22 protein-coding genes and 1 tRNA gene are annotated in these 26,013 nt (G+C 60.1%); 9 read left to right on the top strand and 14 right to left on the bottom strand.

Annotated features, from left to right (window positions below):
* Positions 1-49: 49 nt before the first annotated feature.
* Positions 50-523 carry an SsrA-binding protein SmpB gene (gene smpB, locus HYP802_RS0108745; RefSeq protein WP_013946805.1) on the bottom strand — a complete coding sequence of 158 codons (474 nt, stop codon included), beginning with the start codon at positions 521-523 and terminating at the stop codon, positions 50-52.
* Positions 524-546: 23 nt separating this feature from the next.
* Positions 547-1,437, bottom strand: a complete 891-nt coding sequence (gene dapA, locus HYP802_RS0108740; protein WP_024275572.1) for a 4-hydroxy-tetrahydrodipicolinate synthase — start codon at positions 1,435-1,437, stop codon at positions 547-549.
* Positions 1,438-1,846: 409 nt separating this feature from the next.
* On the opposite strand from dapA, the gene HYP802_RS0108735 reads away from it, so the two are divergent.
* Both HYP802_RS0108735 and HYP802_RS0108730 read left to right on the top strand, forming a co-directional pair.
* Complete coding sequence (locus HYP802_RS0108735; protein WP_245261482.1) at positions 1,847-3,940, top strand: lytic transglycosylase domain-containing protein; 2,094 nt, start codon at positions 1,847-1,849, stop codon at positions 3,938-3,940.
* A 28-nt stretch (positions 3,941-3,968) separates the two neighbouring features.
* A complete protein-coding gene (locus HYP802_RS0108730) occupies positions 3,969-4,952 on the top strand; it encodes an alpha/beta hydrolase (protein ID WP_029670877.1) in 984 nt (327 codons plus the stop codon).
* Here HYP802_RS0108730 and HYP802_RS0108725 read toward each other — a convergent pair.
* From HYP802_RS0108725 to HYP802_RS0108690, 7 genes are all read right to left on the bottom strand, one after another.
* Positions 4,892-6,886 (bottom strand): hypothetical protein, encoded by a 1,995-nt coding sequence (locus HYP802_RS0108725; protein WP_024275569.1) that lies wholly within the window; start codon positions 6,884-6,886, stop codon positions 4,892-4,894. The genes HYP802_RS0108730 and HYP802_RS0108725 overlap by 61 nt on opposite strands.
* 171 nt (positions 6,887-7,057) lie before the next feature.
* Positions 7,058-9,208, bottom strand: coding sequence for an OmpA family protein (locus HYP802_RS0108715; protein ID WP_013946800.1), 2,151 nt, complete (start codon positions 9,206-9,208; stop codon positions 7,058-7,060).
* A gap of 353 nt (positions 9,209-9,561) precedes the next feature.
* On the bottom strand, positions 9,562-10,584 hold the full coding sequence (locus tag HYP802_RS0108710; protein WP_024275568.1) for an NAD(P)-dependent oxidoreductase: 1,023 nt from the start codon (positions 10,582-10,584) through the stop codon (positions 9,562-9,564).
* A gap of 176 nt (positions 10,585-10,760) precedes the next feature.
* Complete coding sequence (locus HYP802_RS0108705; protein ID WP_024275567.1) at positions 10,761-12,098, bottom strand: cytochrome c; 1,338 nt, start codon at positions 12,096-12,098, stop codon at positions 10,761-10,763.
* Complete coding sequence (locus tag HYP802_RS0108700; protein ID WP_155831193.1) at positions 12,095-14,245, bottom strand: molybdopterin cofactor-binding domain-containing protein; 2,151 nt, start codon at positions 14,243-14,245, stop codon at positions 12,095-12,097. Before HYP802_RS0108700 ends, HYP802_RS0108705 begins: the two co-directional genes overlap by 4 nt.
* An 11-nt stretch (positions 14,246-14,256) precedes the next feature.
* Positions 14,257-14,709 (bottom strand): (2Fe-2S)-binding protein, encoded by a 453-nt coding sequence (locus HYP802_RS0108695; protein WP_013946796.1) that lies wholly within the window; start codon positions 14,707-14,709, stop codon positions 14,257-14,259.
* Between the two features lie 169 nt (positions 14,710-14,878).
* A complete protein-coding gene (locus HYP802_RS0108690) occupies positions 14,879-15,802 on the bottom strand; it encodes an alpha/beta fold hydrolase (RefSeq protein ID WP_024275565.1) in 924 nt (307 codons plus the stop codon).
* A 317-nt stretch (positions 15,803-16,119) separates the two neighbouring features.
* On the opposite strand from HYP802_RS0108690, the gene HYP802_RS0108680 reads away from it, so the two are divergent.
* The 4 genes from HYP802_RS0108680 to HYP802_RS0108660 all read left to right on the top strand — a co-directional run bounded on the left by HYP802_RS0108680 (position 16,120) and on the right by HYP802_RS0108660 (position 20,918).
* Positions 16,120-16,770 (top strand): DedA family protein, encoded by a 651-nt coding sequence (locus HYP802_RS0108680; RefSeq protein WP_013946793.1) that lies wholly within the window; start codon positions 16,120-16,122, stop codon positions 16,768-16,770.
* 261 nt (positions 16,771-17,031) lie between these two features.
* Positions 17,032-18,465, top strand: coding sequence for an AMP-binding protein (locus HYP802_RS0108675; RefSeq protein WP_245261481.1), 1,434 nt, complete (start codon positions 17,032-17,034; stop codon positions 18,463-18,465).
* A 345-nt stretch (positions 18,466-18,810) separates the two neighbouring features.
* The gene (locus tag HYP802_RS0108665; protein ID WP_013946791.1) at positions 18,811-20,271 is read left to right on the top strand and encodes an ATP-binding protein; all 1,461 of its coding nucleotides are present in this window, start codon (positions 18,811-18,813) and stop codon (positions 20,269-20,271) included.
* Positions 20,268-20,918, top strand: a complete 651-nt coding sequence (locus tag HYP802_RS0108660; protein WP_013946790.1) for a response regulator transcription factor — start codon at positions 20,268-20,270, stop codon at positions 20,916-20,918. Before HYP802_RS0108665 ends, HYP802_RS0108660 begins: the two co-directional genes overlap by 4 nt.
* Before the next feature lie 329 nt (positions 20,919-21,247).
* Here HYP802_RS0108660 and HYP802_RS0108650 read toward each other — a convergent pair whose 3' ends face one another.
* Positions 21,248-21,592: a hypothetical protein gene (locus HYP802_RS0108650; RefSeq protein ID WP_024275563.1), complete on the bottom strand. Its 345-nt coding sequence runs from the start codon at positions 21,590-21,592 to the stop codon at positions 21,248-21,250.
* A gap of 239 nt (positions 21,593-21,831) precedes the next feature.
* Positions 21,832-21,924, bottom strand: a tRNA-Ser gene (locus HYP802_RS0108645).
* A gap of 158 nt (positions 21,925-22,082) precedes the next feature.
* Here HYP802_RS0108645 and HYP802_RS0108640 point away from each other — a divergent pair.
* The gene (locus HYP802_RS0108640) at positions 22,083-22,721 is read left to right on the top strand and encodes a hypothetical protein (RefSeq protein WP_024275562.1); all 639 of its coding nucleotides are present in this window, start codon (positions 22,083-22,085) and stop codon (positions 22,719-22,721) included.
* A gap of 41 nt (positions 22,722-22,762) precedes the next feature.
* On the opposite strand, the gene HYP802_RS0108635 is transcribed toward HYP802_RS0108640, so the two are convergent.
* On the bottom strand, positions 22,763-23,035 hold the full coding sequence (locus HYP802_RS0108635; protein ID WP_013946786.1) for a sel1 repeat family protein: 273 nt from the start codon (positions 23,033-23,035) through the stop codon (positions 22,763-22,765).
* 423 nt (positions 23,036-23,458) lie between these two features.
* Between HYP802_RS0108635 and HYP802_RS0108630 the strand changes: the two genes are divergently transcribed.
* Complete coding sequence (locus tag HYP802_RS0108630) at positions 23,459-23,731, top strand: hypothetical protein (protein ID WP_024275561.1); 273 nt, start codon at positions 23,459-23,461, stop codon at positions 23,729-23,731.
* Positions 23,732-23,768: 37 nt separating this feature from the next.
* Here the strand turns inward: HYP802_RS0108630 and HYP802_RS0108625 are convergent, their stop codons facing one another.
* Positions 23,769-24,413, bottom strand: coding sequence for a glutathione S-transferase N-terminal domain-containing protein (locus HYP802_RS0108625; protein ID WP_024275560.1), 645 nt, complete (start codon positions 24,411-24,413; stop codon positions 23,769-23,771).
* A gap of 8 nt (positions 24,414-24,421) precedes the next feature.
* The gene (locus HYP802_RS0108620) at positions 24,422-25,390 is read right to left on the bottom strand and encodes a quinone oxidoreductase (RefSeq protein ID WP_024275559.1); all 969 of its coding nucleotides are present in this window, start codon (positions 25,388-25,390) and stop codon (positions 24,422-24,424) included.
* 175 nt (positions 25,391-25,565) lie between these two features.
* Between HYP802_RS0108620 and HYP802_RS0108615 the strand changes: the two genes are divergently transcribed.
* A complete protein-coding gene (locus HYP802_RS0108615) occupies positions 25,566-26,006 on the top strand; it encodes a hypothetical protein (RefSeq protein WP_024275558.1) in 441 nt (146 codons plus the stop codon).
* The last annotated feature ends 7 nt before the right edge of the window (positions 26,007-26,013 follow it).

The raw sequence follows: 26,013 nt of genomic DNA, 5'->3' as shown, positions 1-26,013 counted from the left end.
CCCTTCGCTAGCGCGAGCGAAGCGGCCCGCATTCCAGCCGCTCACAAGATCAGCCCTTTTCGCGCATGAGGCGCGCTTTTTGCCGATTCCAATCGCGTTTCGCGGCGTCCTGCCGCTTGTCCGCGTGGTTCTTGCCCTGCGCTAAGCCCAGCTTGATCTTGGCGCGGCCTTTCTCGTTGAAATAAAGCTCCAAGGGCACCAGCGTCATGCCCTTGCGCTCGATCGCAATACCGATCTTATGAATTTCGGTGGCATGCATCAGCAGCCGGCGCTTGCGCTTCGGTTCATGCGGGAACAGCGCTGCGCCCGGATATTCGGCGATGTAGCTGTTGATCAGCCAGATACCTCCGTCCTCGACCGAGGCATAGCTTTCCGCGATATTCGATTGGCCACGCCGCAGAGACTTCACCTCGGAGCCGAGAAGCTCGATACCCGCTTCCCAGCTATCGGTGATGAAGTACTCATGCCGCGCTTTGCGATTTTCGGCGACAAGCGTGGTGCCGTCGTCGCGTTTGGATGCCATGACTCAGCGCTTTCCGACAGTCGTCACTCGGCCGCTTTCGCGCTCACGAGGTCGAGGTCGCTCAGCACCTGATCGATCGCCCGCTTCGACGCGTCGGTGAGCGGCACCATCGGCAAACGCATGTCCGCCGTGCCGAAACCGAGCCGCGAAACTGCATATTTGACCGGCGCCGGATTGGTCTCGATGAACATCACTTCGTGCAGCGGCGTAAGCCGGTCCTGGATGGCAAGCGCCTTCTTGAAGTCGCCCGCCATGCACGCGTTCTGGAGATCCGCGCACAGCCGCGGCGCCACGTTCGACGCGACCGAGATGCAGCCCGCGCCGCCATGAGCCATGAAGCCCAGCGCCGTCGCGTCTTCGCCCGAGAGCTGACAGAAATCCGGCCCAAGCGCCGACCGCACCTGCGAGGGACGCGCAAGATTGGCAGTCGCATCCTTGACGCCGACGACATTCTTCAACTCGTAGCAGCGCGCCATCGTCGCGACCGACATGTCGACAACCGAACGACCCGGAATGTTGTAGATGACGATCGGAATATTGATGGCGTCATTGATCGCCTTGAAGTGCTGATAAAGCCCTTCCTGGTTCGGCTTGTTGTAATACGGCGTCACGATCAGTACCGCATCCGCGCCGGTTTTCTCGGCGTATTGCGACAGCTCGACCGCTTCATCGGTCGAATTCGAACCCGTGCCTGCGATCACAGGGACGCGCTTCTTGGCGGTCCCGACCGCAAGCTCGATGACGCGCTTGTGTTCGTCATAATCGAGCGTCGGGCTCTCGCCCGTCGTTCCGACGGGGACCAGACCATGCGTGCCTTCGGAAATCTGCCACTCGATGAACCGCGTAAAGGCGGCTTCATCCACCTTGCCATTGCGGAACGGCGTAACGAGCGCCGTAATTGAACCTCTGAACATGCGTTCGCCTTAGATTGAAAAAACCGAGACCGGCACCCTGCGGTGCGGCACCCCTGTCTCGATCAGGAATTCAACGTCATTAGGGACTCGAGCCATACGGCCAGGGGCCACGGTCTTGCCGTACGTATGTGCCATGCGTCCGGCCTGAACCGCTTGCCTCAGCATGCATAATTCCGCTTAATACGGTGTATCGTTGCTAGCGACGCAAGCGCTGTAACATTAGGCGCTCGTAAAGCTTGCCGCAAGGTCGGGGCGAGTAGGGCGTTTTACCCAATGGGGAGCAATGCGACTAAGCCTCAATTCCAGAACGCGAATTCGCTCCCTCACCCGCGTTCTCTGCGGTCTGTCGCCGTCCCTTTTCTTGGTTGGCGTCACGTTAACGGGCGCGCCTTCCCCCGCCGAATCTGCGGTGAAGGCGGTTCCCGCGCCGCAGCTGCTGCCGTCCGAGAAGGCGCAAGAGCGCAAACTTGATTCGGCGCTGAGCCCTTTGCTGTCGCTCTCGCCTGATCCTGGCGACCTGTCCGCCCTGCGCGATGCGGCCTCAGCCATCCGGTCGAAGAACCTCGACGACTTTGCGACTGCGAAAAGCAAGATCAGCGACCCCGTCGGCCGAACGCTGGTCGTCTGGATGCGCCTGCGCGCCGGTCTCGGCGACCCCCAGGAATTTCGCGATTTCCTCCGCGAGCATCCCAATTGGCCGGATCGCTCGACGATCCGGGAGGGCTTCGAAGAAGCCGTGTTCATGAATGGCGGCAGCGCCGACGCCATCAAGGCCTATTTCGCCAACAACACGCCCGAGACCGGCGCAGGCTATGCCGCTCTCGCCTCGGCCGAGTTGGCCGAGGGCAACACGACGGCGGCTCGCAAGTACGCCTCTAAAGCCTGGCGCGAGATGTCCATTCCGCCGACGCTCGAAAATGGCTTTCTCGATCGCTTCGGCAACCTGCTGACGCCAGCCGATCACAAATGGCGCTTCGACCGCCTCATCACCGATGACGTGCGCTACGCGGGAAACCGCAAGGACCGCGCCGCGCTGGCGAAGCGTCTCATCCCGCTTCTGCCGGCAAGCGAACGCAAGAGAGCCGTCGCGCGTCTCGCCGTCTTCAACAAGGCCTCAAACGCCCAAGCCCTGATGAGTGCGCTCGCACCAGGCGGTCGCGACGACGTCGGCCTCGCATTTCATCGTGAGCAGTTGCTGCGCAAAGCCGGAAAGATCGAGCTGGCCGCCGACATCATTCTGTCCATCCCGCCCGATCCCAAGAAGATCGCAGCGCTTGACGAGTGGTGGGCCGAGCGGCGCGAACTGGCCTACGGAGCGCTCAAGCTCGATAAGCCGAAGCTTGCCTACGAACTCGTCAAGGATGCCGGTCCCCTCTCCGTCAATCCGCGCAAAGACCAGACGTTCATGGCCGGATGGATCGCATTCCGATATCTCAAAAAGTCCGCCGTCGCCGAGCGCCACTTCCGCGATATGATCGCCGCATCGGACGGGCCGTTAAGCAGCGCCAAGGCGCATTATTGGCTGGGACGCGTCCTGGCGGCGCGTGGGGACAAGGCAGCCGCGGCCCAGCAGTACCGTGAGGCAGCCAAGTATTCCGATACGTTCCACGGTCTCCTGGCAATGCAAACGCTGGACCCCAGCCGCACCCATCTCGAAATCACCCCGCCCGCCTATCCGACGGCCGCGCAAATCCGCAAGCTGAACGCCTCCGATCAGGCGCACGCGCTGGTGCTTGCGCAAAAGGCGGGCCTCTCTCGCGAAATTACCCGCACGCTCCTGGCAGGCTTGAGAAACGCTGCGCCGTCCGAGGCGGAAGTCGGTATGGTCGCCTTTCTGGCGGAAGAATTGGGTGACCCACAAATGTCGCTGCGCATCGCCAAGATCGCCATCGCGCGCGACCAGAACTTGCTAATCTACGCCTATCCCCTGAAGCCGTTTCCTGGCTACACGCCGCTGCGCGCACCGCCTGAGCTTCCGCTCCTTCTCGGCCTCGCGCGACAGGAGACGGAATTCAACGCTCAGATCGTCTCGGGTGCCGGCGCCAAAGGTCTGCTGCAAGTCATGACTGGAACCGCGCGCCACGTATGCCGCGACTACAAGATCAAATGCCAGATTGATCGTTTACTCTCCGATCCTCGCTATAACGCGATGATCGGTTCGGCCTACGTCGCCGACCGGATGGATGACTTCAACGGCTCCTATGTGCTTGGCCTTGCCGGCTACAACGCCGGCCCGGGCCGGGCACGCCAGTGGATGAATGAGTTCGGCGACCCGAGAGACGCAAACGTCGATCCGATCGACTGGATCGAACGCATCCCGATTCCTGAAACCCGCAATTACGTCACCAAGGTTCTGTCGAACATCCAGATCTATCGCGCGCGCATGGGCATGAAGAACCCGCTGCGTCTTCGCCAAGACCTCTGGCGCGGCCGTAGCGATGTACGGATGCCGAAAGACGACGATTCAGGTAACGGCATCGCCGACAACAACAGCGACGGCTGAGCAAACCAAACCGAGGCGCGATACCCCAATGGTGGCGGTGCAGGAATTCGAAGACATTCACTTCACCAGCCGCGACGGGCTGCGCCTCTACGGCCGCCATTATCGGCCCAAAGTCGCGTCCGACGCGCGGCCGGTCGTTTGCCTCGCCGGATTGACGCGCAATAGCCGCGACTTCCACGACATCGCAATGGCATTGAGCCAGGGCGCGAAGGCACGCGACGTGTTCACGCTTGATACGCGCGGCCGCGGTCTGTCCGAATACGATTCCGACTGGAAGAACTACGCCGTGCCGATCGAAATGCAGGACGCGATCGACTTCATGATGATGCTCGGGCTGCGCAACGCCGGCATCATCGGAACGTCTCGCGGCGGCCTCATCTCAATGGTTCTGGCGGCTGCGCAACCCTCACTGATGGGCGCGGTGGTTCTAAACGACATCGGTCCGGTGATCGAACAAGACGGGCTCGCACGCATCGCAGGCTATGTCGGTCGCATTCCCCAGCCGAAGAACTGGGCCGACGCGACGCGCATCATCGGCGATCTCTTTCGCCGCGATTTTCCGCAAATGACCGATGACGATTTTGCCATCATCGCCCGCCAGATGTTCAATGATAAGGACGGCAAGCCGGTCGGCGCTTACGACCTGAAGCTGGCAAAATGCCTGTCTGTCCTTGATGGACCGATCCCGAAACTCTGGCCGCAGTTCGAAGCGATGAAGCGCATGCCGGTGCTCGTTCTGCGCGGCGAAAACTCCGATCTGCTATCCGAAAAGACCGTCGAGGAGATGCGCCAGCGCCATCCGAAACTGTCGTCATTCACGGTGCCCGCCCAAGGGCACGCGCCGCTGCTACGTGATGTGCCGACGATCTCCGCCGTCGCCTCGTTCTTTGCCGAAACCGACGAGCCAAATGACGGCACGCGCTACGGAATCCTGTCCCGCAGCGATTTCGGTCACGTCTCGCGGCTGGTATCGACCTCGCCCCTGTCGACCCGGCGCGAAAATTCCGTATAGCCGCCGCTCGCTAGAATGCGCGCCTGCTCGACCCAGCTCTCGCGCTCGATCCGGCCCTTGAATTCCAGCATGCGGCTAACCCGATCGATATCGCCACTGGTCCAGTTCGCGATCTGATCGTAGCGGCGAATGCCCATAGCGTTGAGACGCTTCTCGATCAGGACACCGATACCGCGAATGCGCTTCAAGTCGTCGTAAGGACCTTCGGCCGTAGCCTCCGGCAACGGCGTGCTGTCTTTCGCGATTTCGACGGTCGCAGTGCTCGTACCCTTTTCGCGGATCGCATCCGTGATCCGAGCCGGCATCGAGATTTTCGGATCGACCTTCGACAACGGCGAAATCGGTTCGATGGGTTTGAGCCCGCGGGTCACGCTTGCTGACGAAGCGGCGATCGCCGCCGCAGCAGCAGCCGCCATCTCGGCGACCGAGCGTCCCTGACTTGCAGCCGCGACGCCGGAAAGCCCCTCACGTTGCGACACCGTCCCTGTCGTGGGCTGCGACTGCGCAGGCGCTGCAGCATCATCCTGTGATGCCGGCGGCCCGCCTGTGGAGCTTGGCTCCGCTTTCGTCTCACTTGCCGCCTCAGTTTCGGCCTTGGCCTTCAGCATCGCCCTGCGGTTGCGCGAGTAATACGTCTCGCCGCCTTTCGCTAAGATCTGGGCCTGCTCGACCCACTGCTCTCTATCGATCCGGCCGGGCATTTCGAGTTCCTGGCCGATCCGCCGGACATCGGACGCGCTCCAGCCCGCGATGTGCTCGAAATATACGACGCCGCGCGTCTTGAGCTTCTGCTCGATATCGCTGTCGATGGCACGAATACGTTGAAAATCGTCGCCGTCTTCGATCAGCGCCGCAGGCACCACAGGTTCCGGCACAGACTCAGGCGTCGGTTCTGGTTCACGTGCAAGTTCAGGTTCGGGCTCCGGTTCGAGCGCAGGTTCGATCTCCGGCTCAAGCTCCGATGGCGTTTCGTCATCTGATTGCGGTTGAGCTTCAGCCTCCGGCTCGGCTTCGAGCGCAGGCTCCTGCTCCTCTTCAGCCGCAAAAGTCTCTTCCTCTGCCACAACAGCCGGGGGCTCGGCTGCGGCAGCCACGATCTCTTCCGAGGGTTTCGCCGCTTCATCGCGATCCGCATCCGGAGCATCAGTCTGGTCCGGTTCCGTCATCACCGGTTCCGCACCGATCTCCTCGATGGGAGGCCGCGTTTCCTCAACGGGCGGTTCTTTCACCGGTTCGCGCCGCGACAGCCCCATCCCCGGCATCGCAACCGACGCTGCAGCCGCGGCTTTGGCGGCTGCAACGGCTCCGGCGGCCGCCGCAGTGGTCGCATCGCGCAACCGCGCAGCCAACCCGCCCGTACGCGGCTCACGCTCCGGCGCAGGTTCGGACACCGATTCTGGCTCCGGAGTCGGCTCCGGCTCAGGTTCCTGTGCTTCCTCGTGAATGTCTTCGATATCCGGCACGTCGGGCGGAAGTTCTTCGACGGGCGGCGGGGGCGGCAACTCCGGAGGCGCAGGCTGATAGATATCCGTCACCGGCGGCAGCACCGCAGGGCAAATTTCAATAACCGCGATACGCGGAACGCCTTCGTTGAAATGCGGGCCGGTCAACGCGCGCTCGAAGCGCGACGGATCGAGCACAGCCGGCGCCGGACGCGGCTCCGGACGCCGGAGAACTTCGATTTTCGGCTGAACCGGATCAATCGTCCGCGGCGTGACCGGCGGCATCGGCTGCGCCGGACGCGGACGCACCGGTTGCGGCGGGATGACGATCGGAGGTCCGACCGGCACGTCGGCCTGCACCGGCGCAAGCACGCGCTCAGGTGCTTCACCCCGCGAACTCAACAGAGCGCGTTTCACCGTGCACGCGACAAAAGCGCCGAGAAAATACGACGCAAGCAACAGCAGGAACGTTTGCAGCAGTAGATACGTCATTTCCTACCTAATCAGATGCCCAAGGGCGGCCGGATAATCTCGGCCGCGCGTCATCTCTTTTTTTCACGGCACGAGACCCAACCAACGACAAGCCCCAGCGCGAACGCCGCTGCGATCCACCAGATCAACTTCATGAACAGATAGTCCATTTGCGGTCTTCCTCCGTTCCCCTCAGTTGACCTTGACCGTAAATTCGATGCGGCGGTTCTTGGCCCGCCCTTCCGCCGTCGCGTTATCGGCGATGGGCTTCGTCGCGCCGTATCCGACCGTCGTCATGCGCCGCGGATCGACGCCGTTCTGGGCCAGGAAGTCGGCGACGGCTTGCGCCCGCCGGTTGGAAAGCCGCTGGTTGCGCTCATCCGTGCCTTCCGAATCCGTATGACCTTCGATTTGAATTTTGAAACTCGGACATTGGTTGGCGATCTGAGCCAGATCTCTCAGAGTCTGCGCACTGTCCGCCGTCAAATCCGCCTTGGCGCGCGCAAAGTTGATCGTCCCGTTGGCCGACGCTTGCCGCATCAGCGTCTGACAACTGTCGGCCGCCTTCTCTTCCTGGGACATGACCGTGATCTCGTCCCGGCTCTTGAAGCCCGGCGGCAAATCCGTCGACAGAACGCTGCGGATATCGTTCGCGACCTGATCGCTCTCCGCCGCGCCCTTGATCACAAATTCTTTGCCCGCAATCGAGACTTCGCCGTTTTTGAGACGCGCCATCTCCTCAAGTCCGAGGTGCGCCGCGGACGACCACGGCTCCGCCGACGCGCCGACAATCTTCATGTTGTCGGTCACGCTGGAGCCGGCAAAAATCTGCTGCGCGATCTCAACGATACGCAGGCGCGACGCGTCGTCGGGCGCCTCACCCTCGATCGTCACCATGCCGTTTGGCTCACGCGCCGCTTTCCACGTGAGATCGGTCTTCATCTTGCCGGTGAACGCGATGTTCGTCATCGTTTCGCAGGTCTGCCCGGCGGCCGCCTTCACATCCCCCGGCACCGACTGCGACGCGGCGTAATCATCCGTGTCGCCCGACACCTCAAGTTTGTGGTCGGTCAGAACGGACTTGCCCTTTTTGAGCCGCGGCAGCGACGACAAACCGGCGACGACGCATTGCTGCCAGCCATCCGGAGCTCCCGGCGCAACCTGCGATTTGTCGTTGACCTGTTTGCCGGGGAACCGCGCCTTGATCGCATCGAGCAGTGCGCCGCGCGCCGCCTCGCTCGGCACCATGCCGACCAGAGACAGCGACGCCCCATCGTTTACGATGCCCATGACATAGCCGCTCGGTGGCAGCTTGATCTCCGGCTTCGGGAAACGGATGTGTTCGACGATCCGGAAATTCTGCGGCACATCGAGCTTCAATGTTCTCTTGACGGCGGTCGCCGTCTGCTCGTCCGGCGCTTCGCCAGAGAAAGCCATATCGCGATCCGTAAACGCGACGTCGCCGGTACGAAGCTGCGCGAGCTGTTGGAGCGCCACACTCGTCGCCTTGTTCCAGCCCTGCGGCGCCCCGTCGCCGATATCCGAATTGTCGGTAATCGTCATCGCCCGGAACAATGATTTGGCGCGCGCCTTCAACCGCTCGCGGTCGTCGTCGCTCGGCGCAAACCCCGAAATCTCGATGCCCGCGCCGCTCTTCTTAATGCCCCAGACGAACGGCCGGACGAGCGGCGGCGTAATCGCCTCGCGAGCCAAAGCAAGCCCTGCCGGACGCTTCTCGGACAGCGCCTCACGAACATCGCGGTAGGCATCCGCAGTCTTGGCTTCGCCTGCGATCGACAGATCCAGCATGGAGAGCGACGCTTGTCCGCGCTTCAACTCGGCCAGATTTTTCATGCTGAAGATTGCAGCAGAGAGCCACGCATTGCGATTGATGCTTCCCCGCGCCAGCCGCGTCTCATCCTGAATCTTAGCGCCGGAGAAAGCTTTGCGAGCAGCGTCCAGCAGCGCGCGGCGCGCGTCTTCCGATGGTACGTCACCCACAATCCGCACGCGCCCATCGTCCGACGACGTCACCGACCAATGATAGTTGGCGACACTCTCAAGCAGCGCAGCCCTGTCGGCAACGACGCGCACGCCCCAGACGTTCTCGACACTCGCGAGAGCCCGTCCCGGATCCCGCTCGTCCGGCGCACGTCCCGTCAGCACCGCATCGCGGCCGACGACATGCAGCTTGGCCCAATCGAGCCCTGAACGGCGCAGCGCTTCGCCTGCACGGCGCGACAGATCGAACTCGATACCGCCCTGTTCGAAGTGCACGGCAACCCAAGTCAAAAGCGCGATCGGGACGAGTCCCAAAAGCCAACATGATGGATTGCAGCGCATGCGCACGCGACTCCGAATGCTTACCGACGTCTCGCTGTCGCGGAACGACAAAAAACCAACCATGAGGGAAGCGATGCGCTAACCCCGCCCAGCGTGGCAATCTTTGATCCGAGCGGATCCCCCGATCCGAAGTATAGACAAGAGGAAAGACCATTCCAAGCAGGCGAGAGCCACAGCACCGCGCCATAACCGACTGAAAAAGAAAGATTTTATTCCGTCTTCGCCGAACCGGCTACACCCTGTTGCTCCAGTGCCGCTCAGGGCCGTTGCTCGCACCCCTTCACGGCAACCACATGGCAAAAAAGGCAAAAATCGCTTCTTGTCACCAATGGGCATCGCCTTGGCGGCATCTGTCACGATGACAGCACAACCACCGATATGCCGGCGGCTCGAAGTGCCTCCAGCTCTTGCTCCTCGCCTCGTCTACTCGCATCCGCGTTGAGCCTGACGCGCACAACTTGGCGGCCGCTCTTTGCCGACGCGACAACGGCGGATGTGTCGCCGCCTAGGGTGTTCACGATCGGATGACGGCGCGCCTCGCGCCGGGCGAAGTCCAACATAGCGGCTGGGACATCGTCGTCGTAGAAAATATCGTCCGCAGCCCGCAATGCCCTCACGGCTCCAAGCGTCAGCATGTCCGCGTCATTTCCAATCCCGATGACCGTCACGGCCTCCGGTGTGCACGCTTCGGGTTCGCCAGCGATCAACTGCGCAATGTCGTCGGCTCCCGGCCCCCGGTCGAGATGGCGAAAAGCGAAATCGGTAAACCGCCGCCAGAAGCGCCGCTTTTGTTCTGGCGTCTCTCCAAAACGATCGCTTTCCTTGCGAAGATCGCGCGCTGCGGCTGCCCAGAGCCGGAAACTTTCAGGCAGCAAGCTTTCGACCAGCGAGCGGATGGCCTGTCCGAAAACCGGCGCCGCTCCGTCCGTCGAAATCCCCACGACGAGTGGCGAACGATTGACGATCGCGCCGAACTGAAAATCGCAAAGCGCCGGTCGATCGACCACGTTGACCGGTACGCCGGCAGCGCGAGCTGCAGCCGCAAACGCCGCCCCTTCCGCTTCATTAGCAAAGGAGCCAACCGCCAGCGCTGCGTTCGCCAGATCCCCCGGCGACCATCCTCGCTGAACGAGAAGAATTTGTCCGCTCGGCGGCGCTTCGGCCAACGCGAAAAATTCCTCGGCAAACGCTTCGGCAAAAACTTCCACCAGCGCGCCCGTCGCCGCCAACAGCTCCGCCTTCCAGAGCGCCGGTTCGCCGCCGCCGATGAGCACGACGCGTTTGCCGTCGAGCTTAAAAAAGACAGGCAGCGTTGCGAGGGGCCCGATACGGGCGCCCTGACGTGTAGAAACCGTCTCTTGTTTGGCATTCGACATGAACAGAGGCTCGTTTCCGTGCCGCAGCTTCAATGCGGCGACTCTACGAGCTTCGTAACGATCCAGGCCGGGGCGAACAAGCGCCTTCCGGCCCGGAAGTGATACGTCAATTCGATTGAAAAGCCCTCAGCGGGAGCAAAAAAACTCCCGCTGAATTCGTTAACGTGGCAGTCGGCTTACTGCGAAGCCTGCTTGCTGATGCTCCTGACCTCGTCGGCGGTGATGCGCGACTTCTCGGCTCCGAACCGCGCGGTGATGTAGTTCGACACCGCTGCGATTTCTTCGTCCGTATAGGCGGCGCCGAAGGCGGGCATCTTCACAACCCCGTCTGGCGTGTGCCGCGTCACGCCCCAGACAATCGCCTGAGCGACGTTCCTTGCCGTCGGATCGTTGACCGTCCGGCCGCCGATGAAGTCGGCGTAGGAAAGTACAGCGCTCTTGCCGGTCCAGTTGTGGCACGCAGCGCATGCCCCAGCAAAGACCATGGCGCCCCGTTGGTTCTCGCTCATTTCATGGTCGCTTGGGAATGCGGACGCCAGCATCGTCTTCGGAACAGGCAATGAGGTATCGGCGATCGCCGGGATCGTCTTCAGATAGACGACGAGCGCATTGATATCTTCAGGCGCCATATGCCGAAGGCTCATGTCGATGGCTTCACCCATCGGCCCCGAAGCGGTGCCCAAGCCTTCGACGTGGCCGTGCGCCAGGAAGTTCGCCGTCGTTTTTATATCCCAGCTGCCGATGCCGGTCGTCTTGTCCTGCGTGATGTTGTAGGCACGCCAACCCGCAGTCACAGCTCCGGCAAACTTCTTCTTGTTGTCGACGGCCTGCAGCAGATTGCGCGGTGTATGGCATTCGCCGCAGTGCCCGAGCGCTTCCGCAAGATAAGCACCACGGTTCCATTCCGCGCTCTGGCCCGGATTCGGACGATACCGCTCGTCGCTGTTGTAGGACAACGACCAGAACATCATGCCCCAGCGCTGATTGAACGGAAACATCAGCGTGTTTTCCGGCGTCGGTTGATGCACCGGCTTCAGGCTAAACAGATAAGCCTTGATCGCCAGCGCGTCGTCATTCGTCAGCAGCGTGTAGGACGGATACGGAAACGCCGGATAGAAACGCGAGCCATCCGGCGCAATGCCCTTGTGCAGCGCATTGATGAAGTTGGCGTCCGTCCAGTTACCGATGCCGGTTTCCTTGTCGGGCGTGATATTCGGCGAGTAAAGCGTGCCGAACGGCAGCTTGAACGCCAAACCGCCAGCGTAAGGCACGCCGCCCTTGGACGTATGACAGGCTTCGCAGTCGGCCGCACGCGTCAGGTATTCGCCGCGCGTGATAATGTCGGCCTTCGCGAGGCTAGGCGGCACGCCTGTTGGATTTGCGTCCTTGTAGTCGGCAAGCGCCACTGTGCTGCCGCCCGCAAACGCGGTCGGACCCGGCACATAGATGATTATGCCGGCGACGATGCACACGACGGCCGCGAGCGCCAGTAGAACCCAGTAAATGCGTTTCATACAGGCTTTCTCCCGGCCAGCGCCTTGCGATCGATCGGAAGCCGCGTCAGCCGCACGCCCGTTGCTGAAAACAGCGCGTTGACGAGGGAGGCTTGTACGGATGCCGTTCCCGGTTCACCGATCCCGCCCGGATGTTCGGTGCTCTGAATGAGATGCACCTCGATCTTCGGCGCTTCGTTGATGCGCAACATGCGATAGTCGTTGAAGTTGCCTTGCTGCACCCGACCGTTCGCAATCGTGATCTCGCTGAAAAGCGCTGCGGTCAGACCAAAGATCATGCCGCCTTCGATCTGCGCGACGATCGTATCCGGGTTGACGGGAATGCCCGTATCGACAGCCGTGACGAGCCGATGAACGCGGACCTCTCCGCTCTCATCGACCTCTGCTTCGCAAATGGTGGCAAGGTAGGTGCCCCACGCATTCTGCACCGCAACTCCTCGACCCATCCGTGGGGACAGCGGCGCTCCCCAGTTACCCTTTTCAGCGGCGAGTTGAAGCGCAGCTTTAGCGCGCGGATTGTGATCGAGATGCTTCAGCCGAAAGGCAACCGGGTCAACCTTCTCCTTGAACGCAATGTCGTCGACGAAACTTTCAATCGTGAAGATATTGTTGTTTGGTCCGACACCGCGCCAGAAACCGGTAGGAACCGCTGGCGGCTCGGCGCGGATATATTCGACCTTGAAATTCGGGAAGTCGTAAGGCTGATCGATCGCCGCATCTACCGCGTCGATATCGACGCCGTTCTTGAACGCCGGCGGAAGCCAACGCGCGATAACGGCAGATCCCGTAATGCGATGTGACCAACCCTGGATCTTCCCGTCCTTGACGGTCGCCGAGACCGCATTGTGATAAACCGGCCGATAGACGTCATGCTGCGTGTCTTCTTCACGCTTCCACGTCACTTTGACCGGAGCATCAACGTGCACGGCGACGCGCGCCGCCCGCACCGCCATGTCGTGGTCGAGCCGCCGTCCAAAACCGCCGCCAACATAGAAGTTATGAGCAGTTACTTTCTCGACCGGAAGCCCGACGGCCTTGGCGACGTCTTCCTGCACGCGGCCGATGACCTGCGTTCCGATCCAGACTTCGCACGCGTCTTTCGTGTAGTGGACCGTGCAGTTCAGCGGCTCCATCGTCGCATGCGCGAGGAAGGGCAACTCGTAAACGCCGTCGTAGCGCGCTCCGTCCGACAGCGCGGACTTCACGTCACCTACGTCCTTCGCGACTGCGCCCTGCCCTGTGCTGGCCGCCCTCAGGGCCTCCCAGATTTGCTCCGAATTGACGTTCGCGTTCGGTCCTTCGTTCCACTTGATATCGAGCGCATCGAGCGCCTGTATCGCGGCCCACGTCGTATCCGCGACCGCCGCGACAAAATCATCCTCGGCAACGAACTGCCGATAGCCCTTGATCTCTTTCGCCTTCGTATCGTCGACGTGTCCGACCTTGCCGCCGAACACCGGGCATTGCGCGATGGCAGCAAACTTGACGCCTGCCGGCATCGCATCGATGCCGTACTTCGTCGCGCCCGTCGTCTTATCGGGCGTGTCCTTGCGCTTCACTGGCTTGCCGATAAGCGTGTAATCCTTGGCATCCTTGAGCTTCGGATCGGCAACAGGCTTCATCTTGGCCGCCGACGCCGCGATAGAGCCGTAGCTGACCTTGCGGCTGCTGGCGTCGTGAATGACTTCGTTGTTCGACGTCCGGCATGACGAAGGGTCGACACCCCATTGTTGCGCAGCCGCTTCGACCAGCATGCCTCGCGCCGAGGCGCCCGCCTTGCGCAGCGGATCCCAGAAAGCCTTAACCGACGTCGACCCACCGGTGGCCTGCAGGCCGAAAATTGGATTGATGTACGCCTTATCGGGCGGCGCGTGCTGCAAAACGACTTTGTTGAAGTCGGCATCCATCTCGTCCGCCAGGATCATGGCGACAGTCGTGTAAATGCCCTGGCCCATTTCAACCTGGGGCATGACGAGCGTCACGACATCGTCGTCACCGACGCGAATGAACGCGTTGGGTGCAAACGAGTCGCTCGCCGCACGGGCGACGGGCATCCTGAAGCTGACAAGGAGAAAACCAGCGGCACCGGCCTTCAACAGATCGCGCCGCGAAAGGCCGCGTGTCTCGGCCATGACATTCGTTCGCATGAACGCCTCCCTTACGCCGCAGCGGCTTTTTTGATGGCAGCCCGAATGCGGACATAGGTGCCACAACGGCAAATATTGCCGGCCATCGCCGCATCGATATCGTCGTCAGTCGGGTTCGGCTTGTGCGCCAGAAGCGCAGCCGCGGACATGATCTGTCCGGACTGGCAATAGCCGCATTGAATGACTTCGAGGTCGAGCCAGGCCTTCTGAATTTTAGCACCTGTTTCCGTCGCGCTGACGCCCTCGATGGTCGTGATCGGGCGATCACCGACCGATCCGACCGACAATTGGCATGAGCGAACAGCCTGACCGTCGAGATGGACTGTGCAGGCACCGCATTGCGCGATACCGCAACCGAATTTCGTTCCGGTCATGCCTAGCACATCGCGCAAGGCCCACAGCAGTGGCGTTTCGGGCGAAACGTCCACCTCGTGCGACTGACCGTTAACTTGAAGGGTGATCATCGAGAGCTCCCGGCACAAAATGATCGACGTTAGACCGACGATCTTTATCGCAGTCTGAGAAGGCTCTTATATTACTTCTATCATTCCTTCGTTCAATGTCGCGGGAATGTCGGAATTCATGCGATTTCCGACATGCGATATAGCCGGACAACGATATCGAATTATCGTTTTAGTCCGAATCTCCGATTGCCATCGCAGTCGTCGCTGCGCGATCCGCTCGAGAAAGATATGAGACAATCGCACGCATCACCGGCGGTGCGAACAAGATGTTTCGATGACCGAAACCCTGGAACGACAGCAACTCCGCTGCGGCGACGTTATTGGCGATCTCTTCGGCCGCCTCGAACGTGACGTCACGGTCGTCCCGATCGTGGACGACGAGCGCTTTCGCGCCGATAGCCGGCAAAAGCTTAGTGATCGCGAAACAGCGAAGCGCACGGCCGCCGACGCGTTCCAGCCGATGCTCGAAAGCCTGTTGTCCGGCGAGTGTCAGGCCCCAATGCACCGAAAAATCGGCAGTGACTTGCGATAGACGGTTCGGACAAGCAACCAGCACGAAACGCGGAATATCGAGCTTGCAGGGCATCGGCATGCGCCCCTCCGCCGCAACGAGCGAAATCATGCCGCCGAAGGAATGTGCGACGACCGCGCTGATCGGACCAAAATGCGCGGCCACCGCCGCCGTTGCGCGGGCGCAGTCGATCAGGTTCGTCGAATGAGCGCCGCTCAAGCCATGCGCCGGCAAATCGAGCAGGACGACGCGATATCCCGCTCGCCGGATCGGCTCGGCAATCGCGGTCATGAAAGAGGCTTCGGCCGTCCAGCCGTGAACGACGAGAATCGTGCCCCTCGGCGCATCGGTGTCCGGATCGAACGTGTACGTCTGGATATCGGCGACCGGCGTCGGAATACGAGCCCAAGACGCATTGCGCAAATGAAACCGAGCCCGCTCGACGAGCTGATAATGATTTGAAGCGCGATATTGCGATAATTCCGGCGTACAAAAAATCCTGAATGCCGTATCGCCCGCAATTCCCGGAGGAAGCGCGGAAAGTCGCTGCCCATTCAGCAATGTCTTGGGAATCCAAATCATCGGTTATCTCTGAATTCCGATATTCAATTCCGCAAGGCGCAGCCTGCGACGATGGTTGATGCACCGTTTATTGCGCCACGTTCGCGCCAAGTGCGCAATTAAGAACCACGAGTTCGATTATCTTGCCAGCCAAGAGATATACGGAAATGCCGCCTATTGCATTTCGCTGGATGGTGCCACCGCGAACGGACGGGCCGCCAATCGACGTGAACAATGCAATCCACTCCAGCGAGTTCGATTGACATTAAAATGACAGCACAATTAGTGGTGCTGACGGGCGTTGCGTGTTCGCTGCGCCGTCACAGAGAGGGATACGCTTGCTTTCTCCAGAACAGTTGCACCACCTATTCCAAACCTATGGCGTCTGGACGGTTGCCCTGATCGTCGCACTCGAAAGCCTAGGTATTCCGCTGCCCGGCGAAGCCGTGCTGATCCTGGCGTCGGTCTATGCCGCAACCCATGACGGCAATATCGCGATGGTCATCGCCGCAGCGACGATCGGCGCCATCGTCGGCGACAACATCGGCTACATGATTGGCCGTGAATTCGGCTATCGCCTCGTTCTGAAATTCGGTGCTTACCTGGGGTTGACCGAAGGACGCATCAAGCTCGGTCAGTACCTTTTTCAGAAGTATGGCGGCACGGTCGTTTTCTTCGGCCGCTTCTTTGCCGTCTTGCGATTTCTTGCCGCGTTCCTCGCCGGCGTCAATCAATTGGCATGGCCGCGTTTTCTTGTCGCCAACGCTCTGGGAGGACTCGTCTGGGCGAGCATTGTCGGTATCTCTGCCTACACATTCGGACGGAGCATACACGCGGTTCAGGGGCCGGCAGGAATTATCGGCATCACGATCGCTCTGGTCATCCTGTTTGCGATCTTTATCTATTTGAAACGCCATGAAGCGGAACTTCAGGCCCGGGCGGAAGCTTCTCTTCCAGGACATCTTCCCGGCTTTGAACCCCGCGACTGAGTTGCGTCACCATCTGAGCAAGATCGTCGTTTGCTGACACTCTTCAATAAGTGGCAATGGAAACGTCTTCGTTTGGATTGAACCGGCGGTGTAAAAACATGCGGATCGCAGTTTTCGCTGCCAATTTGTCCGCCGTTGCCATACTTAAGCCGCGTCGAGGGCGGTCATGCCGCTGATGCAAGTTTGCTCGGGTTCTGCCCCTAACAATTATCGTCGTATCTCAAAGGCTTATATCTGATGAGAGGATTTCTCCGGGCAGTCGTGGATCAAGTGAAATTGGCGCTCGCCATTCGCTCGCTTTTGCCACCACGCCCCGAAGACATGGAAGCCCGCGCCGCGGCGCGGGAAGCCAGGTTTCGCAAACTCCTGAACTACGCCAACGAAAACTCACCGTACTATCGCAAGCAGTTTCAGGGCATCGACTTGAATACCTGCTCCATCACAGATCTGCCCACGCTCACGAAGGCGCAGATGATGGAGAATCTCGACGATATCCTGACCGACCGTGCCGTCCGGCGCGAAGGTCTGGAACGCTTCATGTCCAATCCTTCGAACGTCGGCTCGTATTACAAAGACAATTACGCCGTCTGCCATACGTCCGGCAGTCAGGGACAGCCGGCAATTATCGTCCAGGACAAACCCGCGATCTTGACGACCTTCGCAGCGCAATTTGCGCGCGGCACACCGGTTTCGCGGCGCTTTCTGCCGTTCCTGCAGAAGCTCTTCAATCCGGCCCGATTTGCGATCATCACGCAGAAACCCGGTTTCTATCCAAGCAGCACGTTCTTCAACTATTTCCCCGAGCGTGCGCGCCGATACATCAAGTTGCAGCGCCTTTCCGTTTTCGATCCGCCAGAGGTGCTGGTCGAAAAGCTGAATAGCTTTCAGCCGAACTTCATCACCGGCTACACGAGCGCGCTCGAAACGATCACACATGAACTCCACGCTGGTCGCTTGAAGCTGAACGGTGATCTCCAGCAGATGACAAACATCAGCGAGCCATTGCCGGAAGCCATCGCCCAGCGCGTCGAGAAAGCCTTCGGCGTTCACATCACCAACGTCTACAGCATGGCGGAATGCATGGCTCTGACCTGCGGCTGCCAAGCGACGCACGGCAGCCACCTGAACGACGAGCTGGCCTTCCTTGAGGTCGTGGATGCAAACAACCGTCCGGTCCCCAAAGGGACCGCGGGAAGCAAAGTGCTGCTTACGAACCTCTACAATCTCGCCCAGCCGATCATCCGCTACGAGATCGACGACGTCGTCACGATCAGCCCAGAGCCTTGCGAATGCGGCAGCCTGCTGCCCCTGGTCAAGGCTGTCGAAGGCCGCGCCAAAGATCAGTTCTGGGTCGACGTTAATGGCGAGATCCGCGACCTACCGTATTATGTGTTCCTGCTCGCACTCCATACGGAGACCGATCTCGCGGAGCATCAGTTTCTGCAAACCGGCGTCAACAAATTCGTCTTGCGCGCCGCGCCGCTCGCTGGCCGCACGCTGTCCGCCGAAAAACTGCGTGAACTCATTCAGCAGTCGGTGACGGCTGAGGGCTTGGCCGACGTGATCACGTTCGATATCGAAATTGTCGATAATATTGCGCCGGAACAGTCGGGCAAAGTTCGCCGCGCCAAGAACGTTTTCGGCCCACCGCCATCGGCTCCCAACCCGGCACACGAATTGGCGAGCGAGCCCTAAGCCGCAGCAAAACCGCACAAATCGAGAATGCCATCGGACCGGAAGGAACGACGTACAATGACGTCGTTCCTTTCCGGCAACCGGCATTATCCTGCCGCCGCCACCGAGCACATCAAATTCGCCCCGGATATCCGGCAGACATATTGAATTAAGCCTACTCATCAGAAGTCATAAATTTTTCTAATCAATTCAAGAGTGCTTGAACTACCATTTGTCCCATGGCGCATCGAATAGGGCGCGTGCTTACCACTTATAGCGAGCGACTTTGCACCCAGGTCGAATGTCGCCGCACCGAGAGCGCCAGGCTTCTTCCGGCGAGCCTGCACAGGACAGGTTACGGACCGAATGTTGAAAAATAAAAATTTGCCTTCGCCTATGCAGCCGAATTCCCATCTCAATTCCGCACTTGCTCTTCTCGGCGCGACGGCGATTTTTCTGATCGATACATTCACGCCGCTCGATATCGCGGTCGCGGTGCTTTACGTGGCCGTCATCATGCTGTCGGCGACATTCCTCAGCCGCACGGGACTGCTCGCCATCGCTGCCACATGCGTGTTCCTGACGATCTCATCGTTTATCATCACGCACTGGTCTGATCTGGAAACCAGCGCTCTCATCCGTTGCCTTGTTAGCCTGAGCGCAATCATCGTCACGACGCTGCTGGCGCTTAAAAACAATCAGGCGACCCACGATCTACGCGATCAAGCTGCCCTCCTCGATCTCACCCACGACGCGATCTACGTCCGCGACAACCACGATGTCATCACGTATTGGAACGCCGGCGCCGAACAGCTCTATGGCTGGCCCCGCGAGGATGCGATCGGCAAGGTCGCTATCGACCTGCTCAAATCGAAGTTTCCCAAACCGCTCGCGGAAATCACCAGAGACCTTGCGGCCGAAGGTCGTTGGCAGGGTGAAATCACGCATGCCAAGCGTGACGGTAGCAGTGTCGTAGTCGCCAGCCGCTGGTCGCAGCAGCGCGACGATAAAGGCCGGCCCGTTGCCACGATGGTCACGAACAACGACATAACCGATCAACAGCTTGCCGAAACGGCGCTGCACAAAGCAGAGTCCGAACTTGCCCACGTCACACGCTTGACGACGCTCGGCGAACTGATGGCCTCGATCGCCCACGAAGTGAACCAGCCGCTCGCAGCGGTCGTCACGAACGGCGAAGCGGCATTGCGCTGGTTGAAGCGTGATGTCCCTGATCTCACTGAGGTCAATAACTCGCTCGAACGAATGATCAGCAACGGTCGCCGGGCGAGTGACGTCATTGCGCGGCTGCGGGCGCTGACGCGAAAAACCGATCTCATCCGCGCGCCGCTCGACGCCAACGAACTGTTGGAGGATGTCCTGCTCCTCGTTGAACGGGAGCTCATCGCCCGGGACGTTGCCCTGCGGCTGGACCTCGCGGCCACCCCGTTGCCGCTACTCGGAGACCGCGTTCAGCTCCAGCAGGCCGTCATCAATCTGGCATTGAATGCCGTCCAGGCGATGTCGTCTGTCACCGACCGGCCGCGAACCCTTCGCATCTCGACCAGGCTCGAACAGGACGACAAGGCAGAACCGCCGCAGAAAAACGCGATTATCGAAATTGCCGACAACGGCCCCGGCATCGATCCGGCTGTTATTAGTAAGCTTTTCACGGCATTCTACACGACGAAGTCCGAAGGCATGGGTATGGGACTATCTATTTGCCGTTCGATCATTGAAAGCCACGGTGGCACGATCGTCGCGACGTCTGAACTCGGACACGGCGCGACGTTCACGATCCACTTGCCAGTCCGGGAGGACGCAGCGTGAAAAGCAACCCTAGTTCAGATCGTTCGACCGCCGGCCGTGCCGTCTACGTCGTCGACGACGATCCCGCGCTTCGCGACGCGCTCAGCAGCTTGTTTAGATCCGTCGGCCTGCAAGTTGAGGTGTTCGGGTCCGCCGCAGAATTCCTGGAAAAGAAGCTGCCGGAAATTCCGAGCTGCCTCGTTCTCGATATCCGCTTGCCCGGCGTCAGCGGCTTGGATTTCCAGGCCCAGCTCGCGAAGGCTGGCATTCGGATGCCCGTGATATTCATGACCGGGCATGGTGATATTCCAATGTCGGTCCGCGCCATGAAGGCCGGCGCCATCGACTTCCTGACCAAACCCTTCCGCGACCAGGATATGCTCGACGCCGTCTTTTCGGCGCTGGAGACTGACCGCAAGCAGCTCGAATCCGATCAAAGCATCGCGGATCTGTCGGCTCACTACGAAAGCCTGACGGCCCGCGAGAAAGAAGTCATGGCCTACGTTACGAAGGGGCTCATGAATAAACAGATCGCGGGCGAGATGGGTCTAAGCGAGATCACCGTCAAAATCCATCGCGGTCATGTGATGCGCAAAATGGCTGTAAGGTCGCTCGCCGATCTCGTGCGCGCGGCCGAGAAACTGGGGCTCTCAGGCGTCAGCGCCTGAACGTTCCGATTGCACAAATCGTCTGTCTTCAAAAATAGGGGGCGGCGCCTCGAAGACGGGAGTATTCGAAGGCCTTTGGGGACCAAGGGGGATTGGTTCCGCAGACGACTCGCCGCCCGCCCATAGTTCGTCTAGCCCAAGAAAATGCTTATCGAACCGCGAATTTAGAAGGTCTGCCAAGCATCCCGGACATCCCGCCGGCCATTGAAATTCTGCGCACCTTCACGCCATGCCAAATAGTATAAGAGCATCCCGCAGCGATCGATGCTCAGCCCCTTGAAGCTCATGCTTTGCGCATTCGAACGCGCGGAAACGAAACGGCTACGCTATCAGCATTTGATATGAAGCTGATAGGTGCGCTCGGCACTCCCAAACAGATCCGATCCGGAATGGACGACGAACTCTTTGACGATCTGCGGCGCCTCGCATTGATTTTTCAGCGCCAGCAGCGCCATACGATCACGGGCCAACTGATTATCGGCGTTGATGCCTAAATCCTTCCCGTTCTTGATCGTGACGAGATAGTCGTATTCAGGCGATGGCGATCGCTCGACGCGGAAATTTTCCGACATCGGAAGTCCCGTCTTCACGACGCCGCTGTTGGATGTGCCCGTGCTGGCGCAAGCGGATAGCCCGGCAGAAACAACGAGTGAGCTTAGCTTGATCCAGTCCATAATACGCTCACGCAGGCTCAAAGCGTCTCGCCCGATCTGACAAATCCATTCTTGTGGCAGCCCCGACCCAAGGCGCCGGAGCGACGCTCCGGCCTGTCCCGAAGCAAGCCCCCTGAGCTTCACGATCTGGAACGCCATTGTGAACAAAAAACGGAAACGCCGTCGTCCATCCACGATGGCATCAAGTTCCGGTGCCTGTGCACTGTCTGTTATCTCGGGATGGGGCGAAGCAATGGTACTGGCGGAGACGGAGGGATTCGAACCCTCGATACGCCTTTAAAGCGTATGACGATTTAGCAAACCGTTGCCTTCAGCCACTCGGCCACGTCTCCCCAAATCAATGGGCAATGGCCCCCTATAGAGGGCACGCCACGGCAATGCAAGACGCGTTGGATGAAGCGGCAAAAGGATACGGCCTTGTCTGGCTACTGCCGCAAAGTCGTCCTAGTCTCTTGGAAGCAATGTTGCTCCATCGAAACGGGTGCTGGCTGTGAATTATCGGCCATATTTTCTGACGGGCATGGCCCTCCTGACGCTTTCAGCCGCAGCACCGGCGGGGGCGACGGAACTCTGCGTCAAATGCACCGGTCCCGACGCGAACTACGCTTGCGTTGTAGGCAACACTTCGAACCCGACGCTCGACACCGTATCGAAATTCTATTGCATCACGAGCCTCGCTAAAGCTGGCTCGCATGCAAGTTGCGCGATAGATCGTAACGTGACTGCGCCCTGCCCTGGCGAGCGCCGAAACCTGCCGATTCCGGCTTTCCTCAATGGCGGCGACGATGGCGCTCCGCCGGGCGACGTGCCAGCGGCGAAGCAGGATCACTCGAGCTTACAGACCCAAGACGCAGCTGCCACCCCGCCAGCCGCCCCGGATGGCGCCGCAGGCGTACCGCCCAAGCCGCCTGTAGAGGAAGCGCCCGCCAAGGAAGCGCCGCCAAAGACGGTGCAGGAAATGGTGGAAAAAAGCGGCCTGTCGGCGAGCACCGGCCTCAGCCAGACACAAAAAACTGCTGGCGAAGCCGCAAAATCCGCAAGCACGGCGCTCGAAAAAGCTGGCTCCGCCGTCGGCGGCGCCGCCAAGAGCTCGTGGAAATGCCTTTCGTCGTTTTTCTCAAAGTGCTGAAGCCGATCATGGTGGCTGCGTATAGCGACCGTGGAATGGCCTCAGTGCACTGAAGCCAACCACTCGCGCGCCAACCGCTGCGCCCGCATGATCTCGGCCTTGCTCATGTCGCCAGCAAGTTCCGACCGATAGCGCTTTGCATCGTCGTTGCCGCGGATCGCTGCGATGTTGAACCACTTATGTGCCTGAACGAGATCGATCACCCCGTCACGTCCCGAGCAATAGCTGAGGCCGAGTTCGAAAAGAGCGTCCGACTGCTCGCCTTGAGCGGCGTACTCCGCAGTCTGACGGAACAACACGTCCACACGTGCCATAACTGAATACTCCCAAACCTGACCGCCCAAACGGACTTGATGTCGAAGCACGGCCTGTTACGCGCGCCTTCAAATCGCTGACATAAGGCGCAATCGAACAATCTCAGTCCTTGGATGAAATCTCGTAAAAACCCGCACAAAATTACTGTAAATGCCGGGTAAACTTGCTTTATTTCGAGTTATGCGCCGTCACGCGGTGACCCATTTTTTCTACAACATTACGGTCGGTGACGGGGCGTTAAGCCGGGTTGCCATCATTTGCTAACCATGCTTGAAAAAAGCCCTCTGACGGCCGGTTACGCGGACGGGGCGCAACGGCGTTCAGATGGGGTTCAGCGAAATGCTGGTAACCATAATAACCGGGCCGTAGCCGTGCCCGGACAGCAGGAGGGTTCAAGCTGCCAGGCAGCTTGATGAGGGATAATGGATCACGCGATGGTCTGCCGCGTGCTGGCGGCGACAGCATTGTTGGCGCTCGCGGGTTGCGCCCAGGAAGGCGTGCGCCCGTCTTATCTCGGCCTGTCGGATCTTGCCGGGAACAGCCCTGCTTTGAAACAGCCGCCGCCCTCGACCGGCGACGTGCCGGATATCCTTCGTCACGTTCAATCGAACAAAGTCCTCGGGGCCATGGCGTTCCAGCGCATGACTGGCCGGACAGTCGATCCTGACAGCCTCGTCCGCGGCGACAGCGAGTAAAAAGCTCGCAGTAACAGGCCATCTGAACTGACGAGATTTAGGGCTTCTTGACGGCAAGACCTTTGATCACCGCCGGCCGTGCCTCGATATCGGCAATCCACCGCGCAAGGTTCGCGAACTTGCTGATGTCCTGGTCGAGTGTCTTCCAGTTGTGCATCCATGGAAAACACGCGATGTCGGCAATCGAATACTCGCCCGCGAGATACGGCCTATCGGCGAGCCGTTTGTTCATCACCGAAAACAGCCGCTCGACTTCTTTCTGATAGCGATTGATCGCGTAGGGAATTTTCTCCGGGGCGTAGTGGGCGAAGTGATTGTATTGCCCAGCCATCGGGCTAAGACCCCCAACCTGCCAGAACAGCCATTCGTCGACATCCGCCTTGACGCGCTCGTTCGCGGGATAAAACGCACCGAACTTGCGAGCGAGGTGACGCAGGATGGCGCCCGATTCAAAAATCGCGAGCGGATTGCCGTCCGGTCCATCCGGATCGACGATGGCCGGAATCTTGTTATTCGGCGAAATAGCGAGAAACCCCGGCTCGAACTGCTCGCCCTTGGTCAGATCAACGTACCGCACGTCATACGGCACGCCGAGTTCTTCGAGCATAATCGAAATTTTAAATCCATTCGGCGTCGTCCAGAAATAGAGAATGATCGGCTCGTCTTCGAGATCGTCCAGCATCTTCCTCCTCAGGGAACGAGAATGATCGAGCCCGTCGTTCTTCGAGCCTCAAGATCGCGATGAGCATCGGCGGCACGAGCGAGCGGATATCGATGGTTGATCGAGATCCGAATTTTTCCGCTCAGCACCATCTCGAATACGTCTGCGGCGTTTTCTTCCAAATCCTGAGTTGTCGCCGTATAGGCTAAAATCGACGGTCGCGTGGCGAACAGCGAACCTTTAAGCGCCGTGAGCTCAAAAGGGGGCACCGGTCCCGACGCATTGCCGAACGAGGCCCACAAGCCTCTCGGCCTGAGGCAATCGAGCGATCGCGGGAAGGTATCCTTGCCGATGGAATCGTAAACGACGTCGCATCCCTTTCCCGCCGTTAACTCTCGAACGCGCTCGACGAAGTCTTCGCGGGCGGTGTTGATCACGTGCGTACAACCGTTTTCGCGCGCCAGTTCCGCTTTCTCATCGCTGCCCACCGTGCCGATCATCGTCGCGCCGAGCGACCGAACCCATTGGCAGGCGATGAGGCCAACGCCCCCTGCCGCAGCGTGAAACAACAGTGTCGTGCTAGCATCGACCCGATAGACGTCGCGAAGCAGGCAACGGACCGTCATGCCTCGAAGCAGCATCCCCGCTGCCGTCTCGTAGTCGATCCCGTCCGGAATTTTGACGAGGCGGTCGGCCCGCACGGTGCGCACCTCTGCGTAGCCGCCGATCGCCCCCGCATAGGCAACACGATCGCCGACCTTCAATCGCGTAACCTCGGGACCCAGGGCAACCACCTCGCCCGCGCCTTCCGAGCCGATCGTCACCGGATATTCAGGAAGCTTGTAGAGGCCACTCCGGTGATAGATATCGATGAAATTGACGCCAATGGCGTGCTGACGAAGAAGCACCTCGCCCGGTCCCGGGACCGGCATTGCGACTTCTTCGTAAACAAGCGCCTCGGGGCCTCCGATAGAATGCACGCGGACCGAATGTGGCATCGAATGTTCCTTCCGATCGAACTTGTGGACCAAGTGATGCCGTTTCACAGCGAATCCCGCTAGTGGCTTGGCAAGGGTCACATCTTAGACTGCCCTCTGCCACGAGCCTGCCACGCTGACTTTCTACCCGCAGGGGGCAACGACAACGGAATATATCTTGCGAAGCCCGCCGACTGTGCAGCGCCCCAGAAAGCCGCGTACCGCCTTGATGCTCGTCTTGGCGTCGTTGGCCGTTGGCGGCTGCGCGGGCAACCAGGCCGCTCTCGGCGATCCGGCGCGCGGCCTGAAGTGTGTCGACGACAGCCACGTCTGCATCAGCCAACGCAAGATGGTCTACGATTCCTACATGGCGGATTCGTCCCGCTCTTGGATCAATCAGCCCGCAGGTCCCCACGAATACGCGTCCGGCGTACGCCTCATGGCCCTGAGCAAGAAGCGCAAGGAACTCTCCTGCGCCGAGTTGCAACACGGCAAAGAAGAGGCCGACCGTGGCCCGACCGTGTTGACGGGCGGCGCCTATGTCGGGATTACGTCAACTCAGGTCGCACGCGGCGCGATGCTGTCCCGTGAAGTCTCGAAAGAACTCGCGAAGGAAATTGCGCGCCGATGCAGGTGAGGCTTGA

Source organism: Hyphomicrobium sp. 802, assembly GCF_000526135.1.
Lineage (GTDB): Bacteria > Pseudomonadota > Alphaproteobacteria > Rhizobiales > Hyphomicrobiaceae > Hyphomicrobium_B.
The sequence above is the reverse complement of the archived record's forward strand: the minus strand, read 5'-3'. Positions and strand labels throughout refer to the sequence as shown.

Excerpts from the sequence above, each read along its gene's own strand:
- HYP802_RS0108725 (WP_024275569.1), bottom strand. The coding sequence starts at position 6,886 with ATGACGTATCTACTGCTGCAAACGTTCCTGCTGTTGCTTGCGTCGTAT.
- HYP802_RS0108715 (WP_013946800.1), bottom strand. The coding sequence starts at position 9,208 with ATGCGCTGCAATCCATCATGTTGGCTTTTGGGACTCGTCCCGATCGCG.
- HYP802_RS0108710 (WP_024275568.1), bottom strand. The coding sequence starts at position 10,584 with ATGTCGAATGCCAAACAAGAGACGGTTTCTACACGTCAGGGCGCCCGT.
- HYP802_RS0108730 (WP_029670877.1), top strand. The coding sequence starts at position 3,969 with ATGGTGGCGGTGCAGGAATTCGAAGACATTCACTTCACCAGCCGCGAC.
- dapA (WP_024275572.1), bottom strand. The coding sequence starts at position 1,437 with ATGTTCAGAGGTTCAATTACGGCGCTCGTTACGCCGTTCCGCAATGGC.
- HYP802_RS0108690 (WP_024275565.1), bottom strand. The coding sequence starts at position 15,802 with ATGATTTGGATTCCCAAGACATTGCTGAATGGGCAGCGACTTTCCGCG.
- HYP802_RS0108695 (WP_013946796.1), bottom strand. The coding sequence starts at position 14,709 with ATGATCACCCTTCAAGTTAACGGTCAGTCGCACGAGGTGGACGTTTCG.
- HYP802_RS0108625 (WP_024275560.1), bottom strand. The coding sequence starts at position 24,413 with ATGCTGGACGATCTCGAAGACGAGCCGATCATTCTCTATTTCTGGACG.
- HYP802_RS0108635 (WP_013946786.1), bottom strand. The coding sequence starts at position 23,035 with ATGGCACGTGTGGACGTGTTGTTCCGTCAGACTGCGGAGTACGCCGCT.
- HYP802_RS0108630 (WP_024275561.1), top strand. The coding sequence starts at position 23,459 with ATGGATCACGCGATGGTCTGCCGCGTGCTGGCGGCGACAGCATTGTTG.
- HYP802_RS0108705 (WP_024275567.1), bottom strand. The coding sequence starts at position 12,098 with ATGAAACGCATTTACTGGGTTCTACTGGCGCTCGCGGCCGTCGTGTGC.
- HYP802_RS0108620 (WP_024275559.1), bottom strand. The coding sequence starts at position 25,390 with ATGCCACATTCGGTCCGCGTGCATTCTATCGGAGGCCCCGAGGCGCTT.
- HYP802_RS0108665 (WP_013946791.1), top strand. The coding sequence starts at position 18,811 with ATGTTGAAAAATAAAAATTTGCCTTCGCCTATGCAGCCGAATTCCCAT.
- HYP802_RS0108700 (WP_155831193.1), bottom strand. The coding sequence starts at position 14,245 with ATGCGAACGAATGTCATGGCCGAGACACGCGGCCTTTCGCGGCGCGAT.
- smpB (WP_013946805.1), bottom strand. The coding sequence starts at position 523 with ATGGCATCCAAACGCGACGACGGCACCACGCTTGTCGCCGAAAATCGC.
- HYP802_RS0108650 (WP_024275563.1), bottom strand. The coding sequence starts at position 21,592 with ATGGACTGGATCAAGCTAAGCTCACTCGTTGTTTCTGCCGGGCTATCC.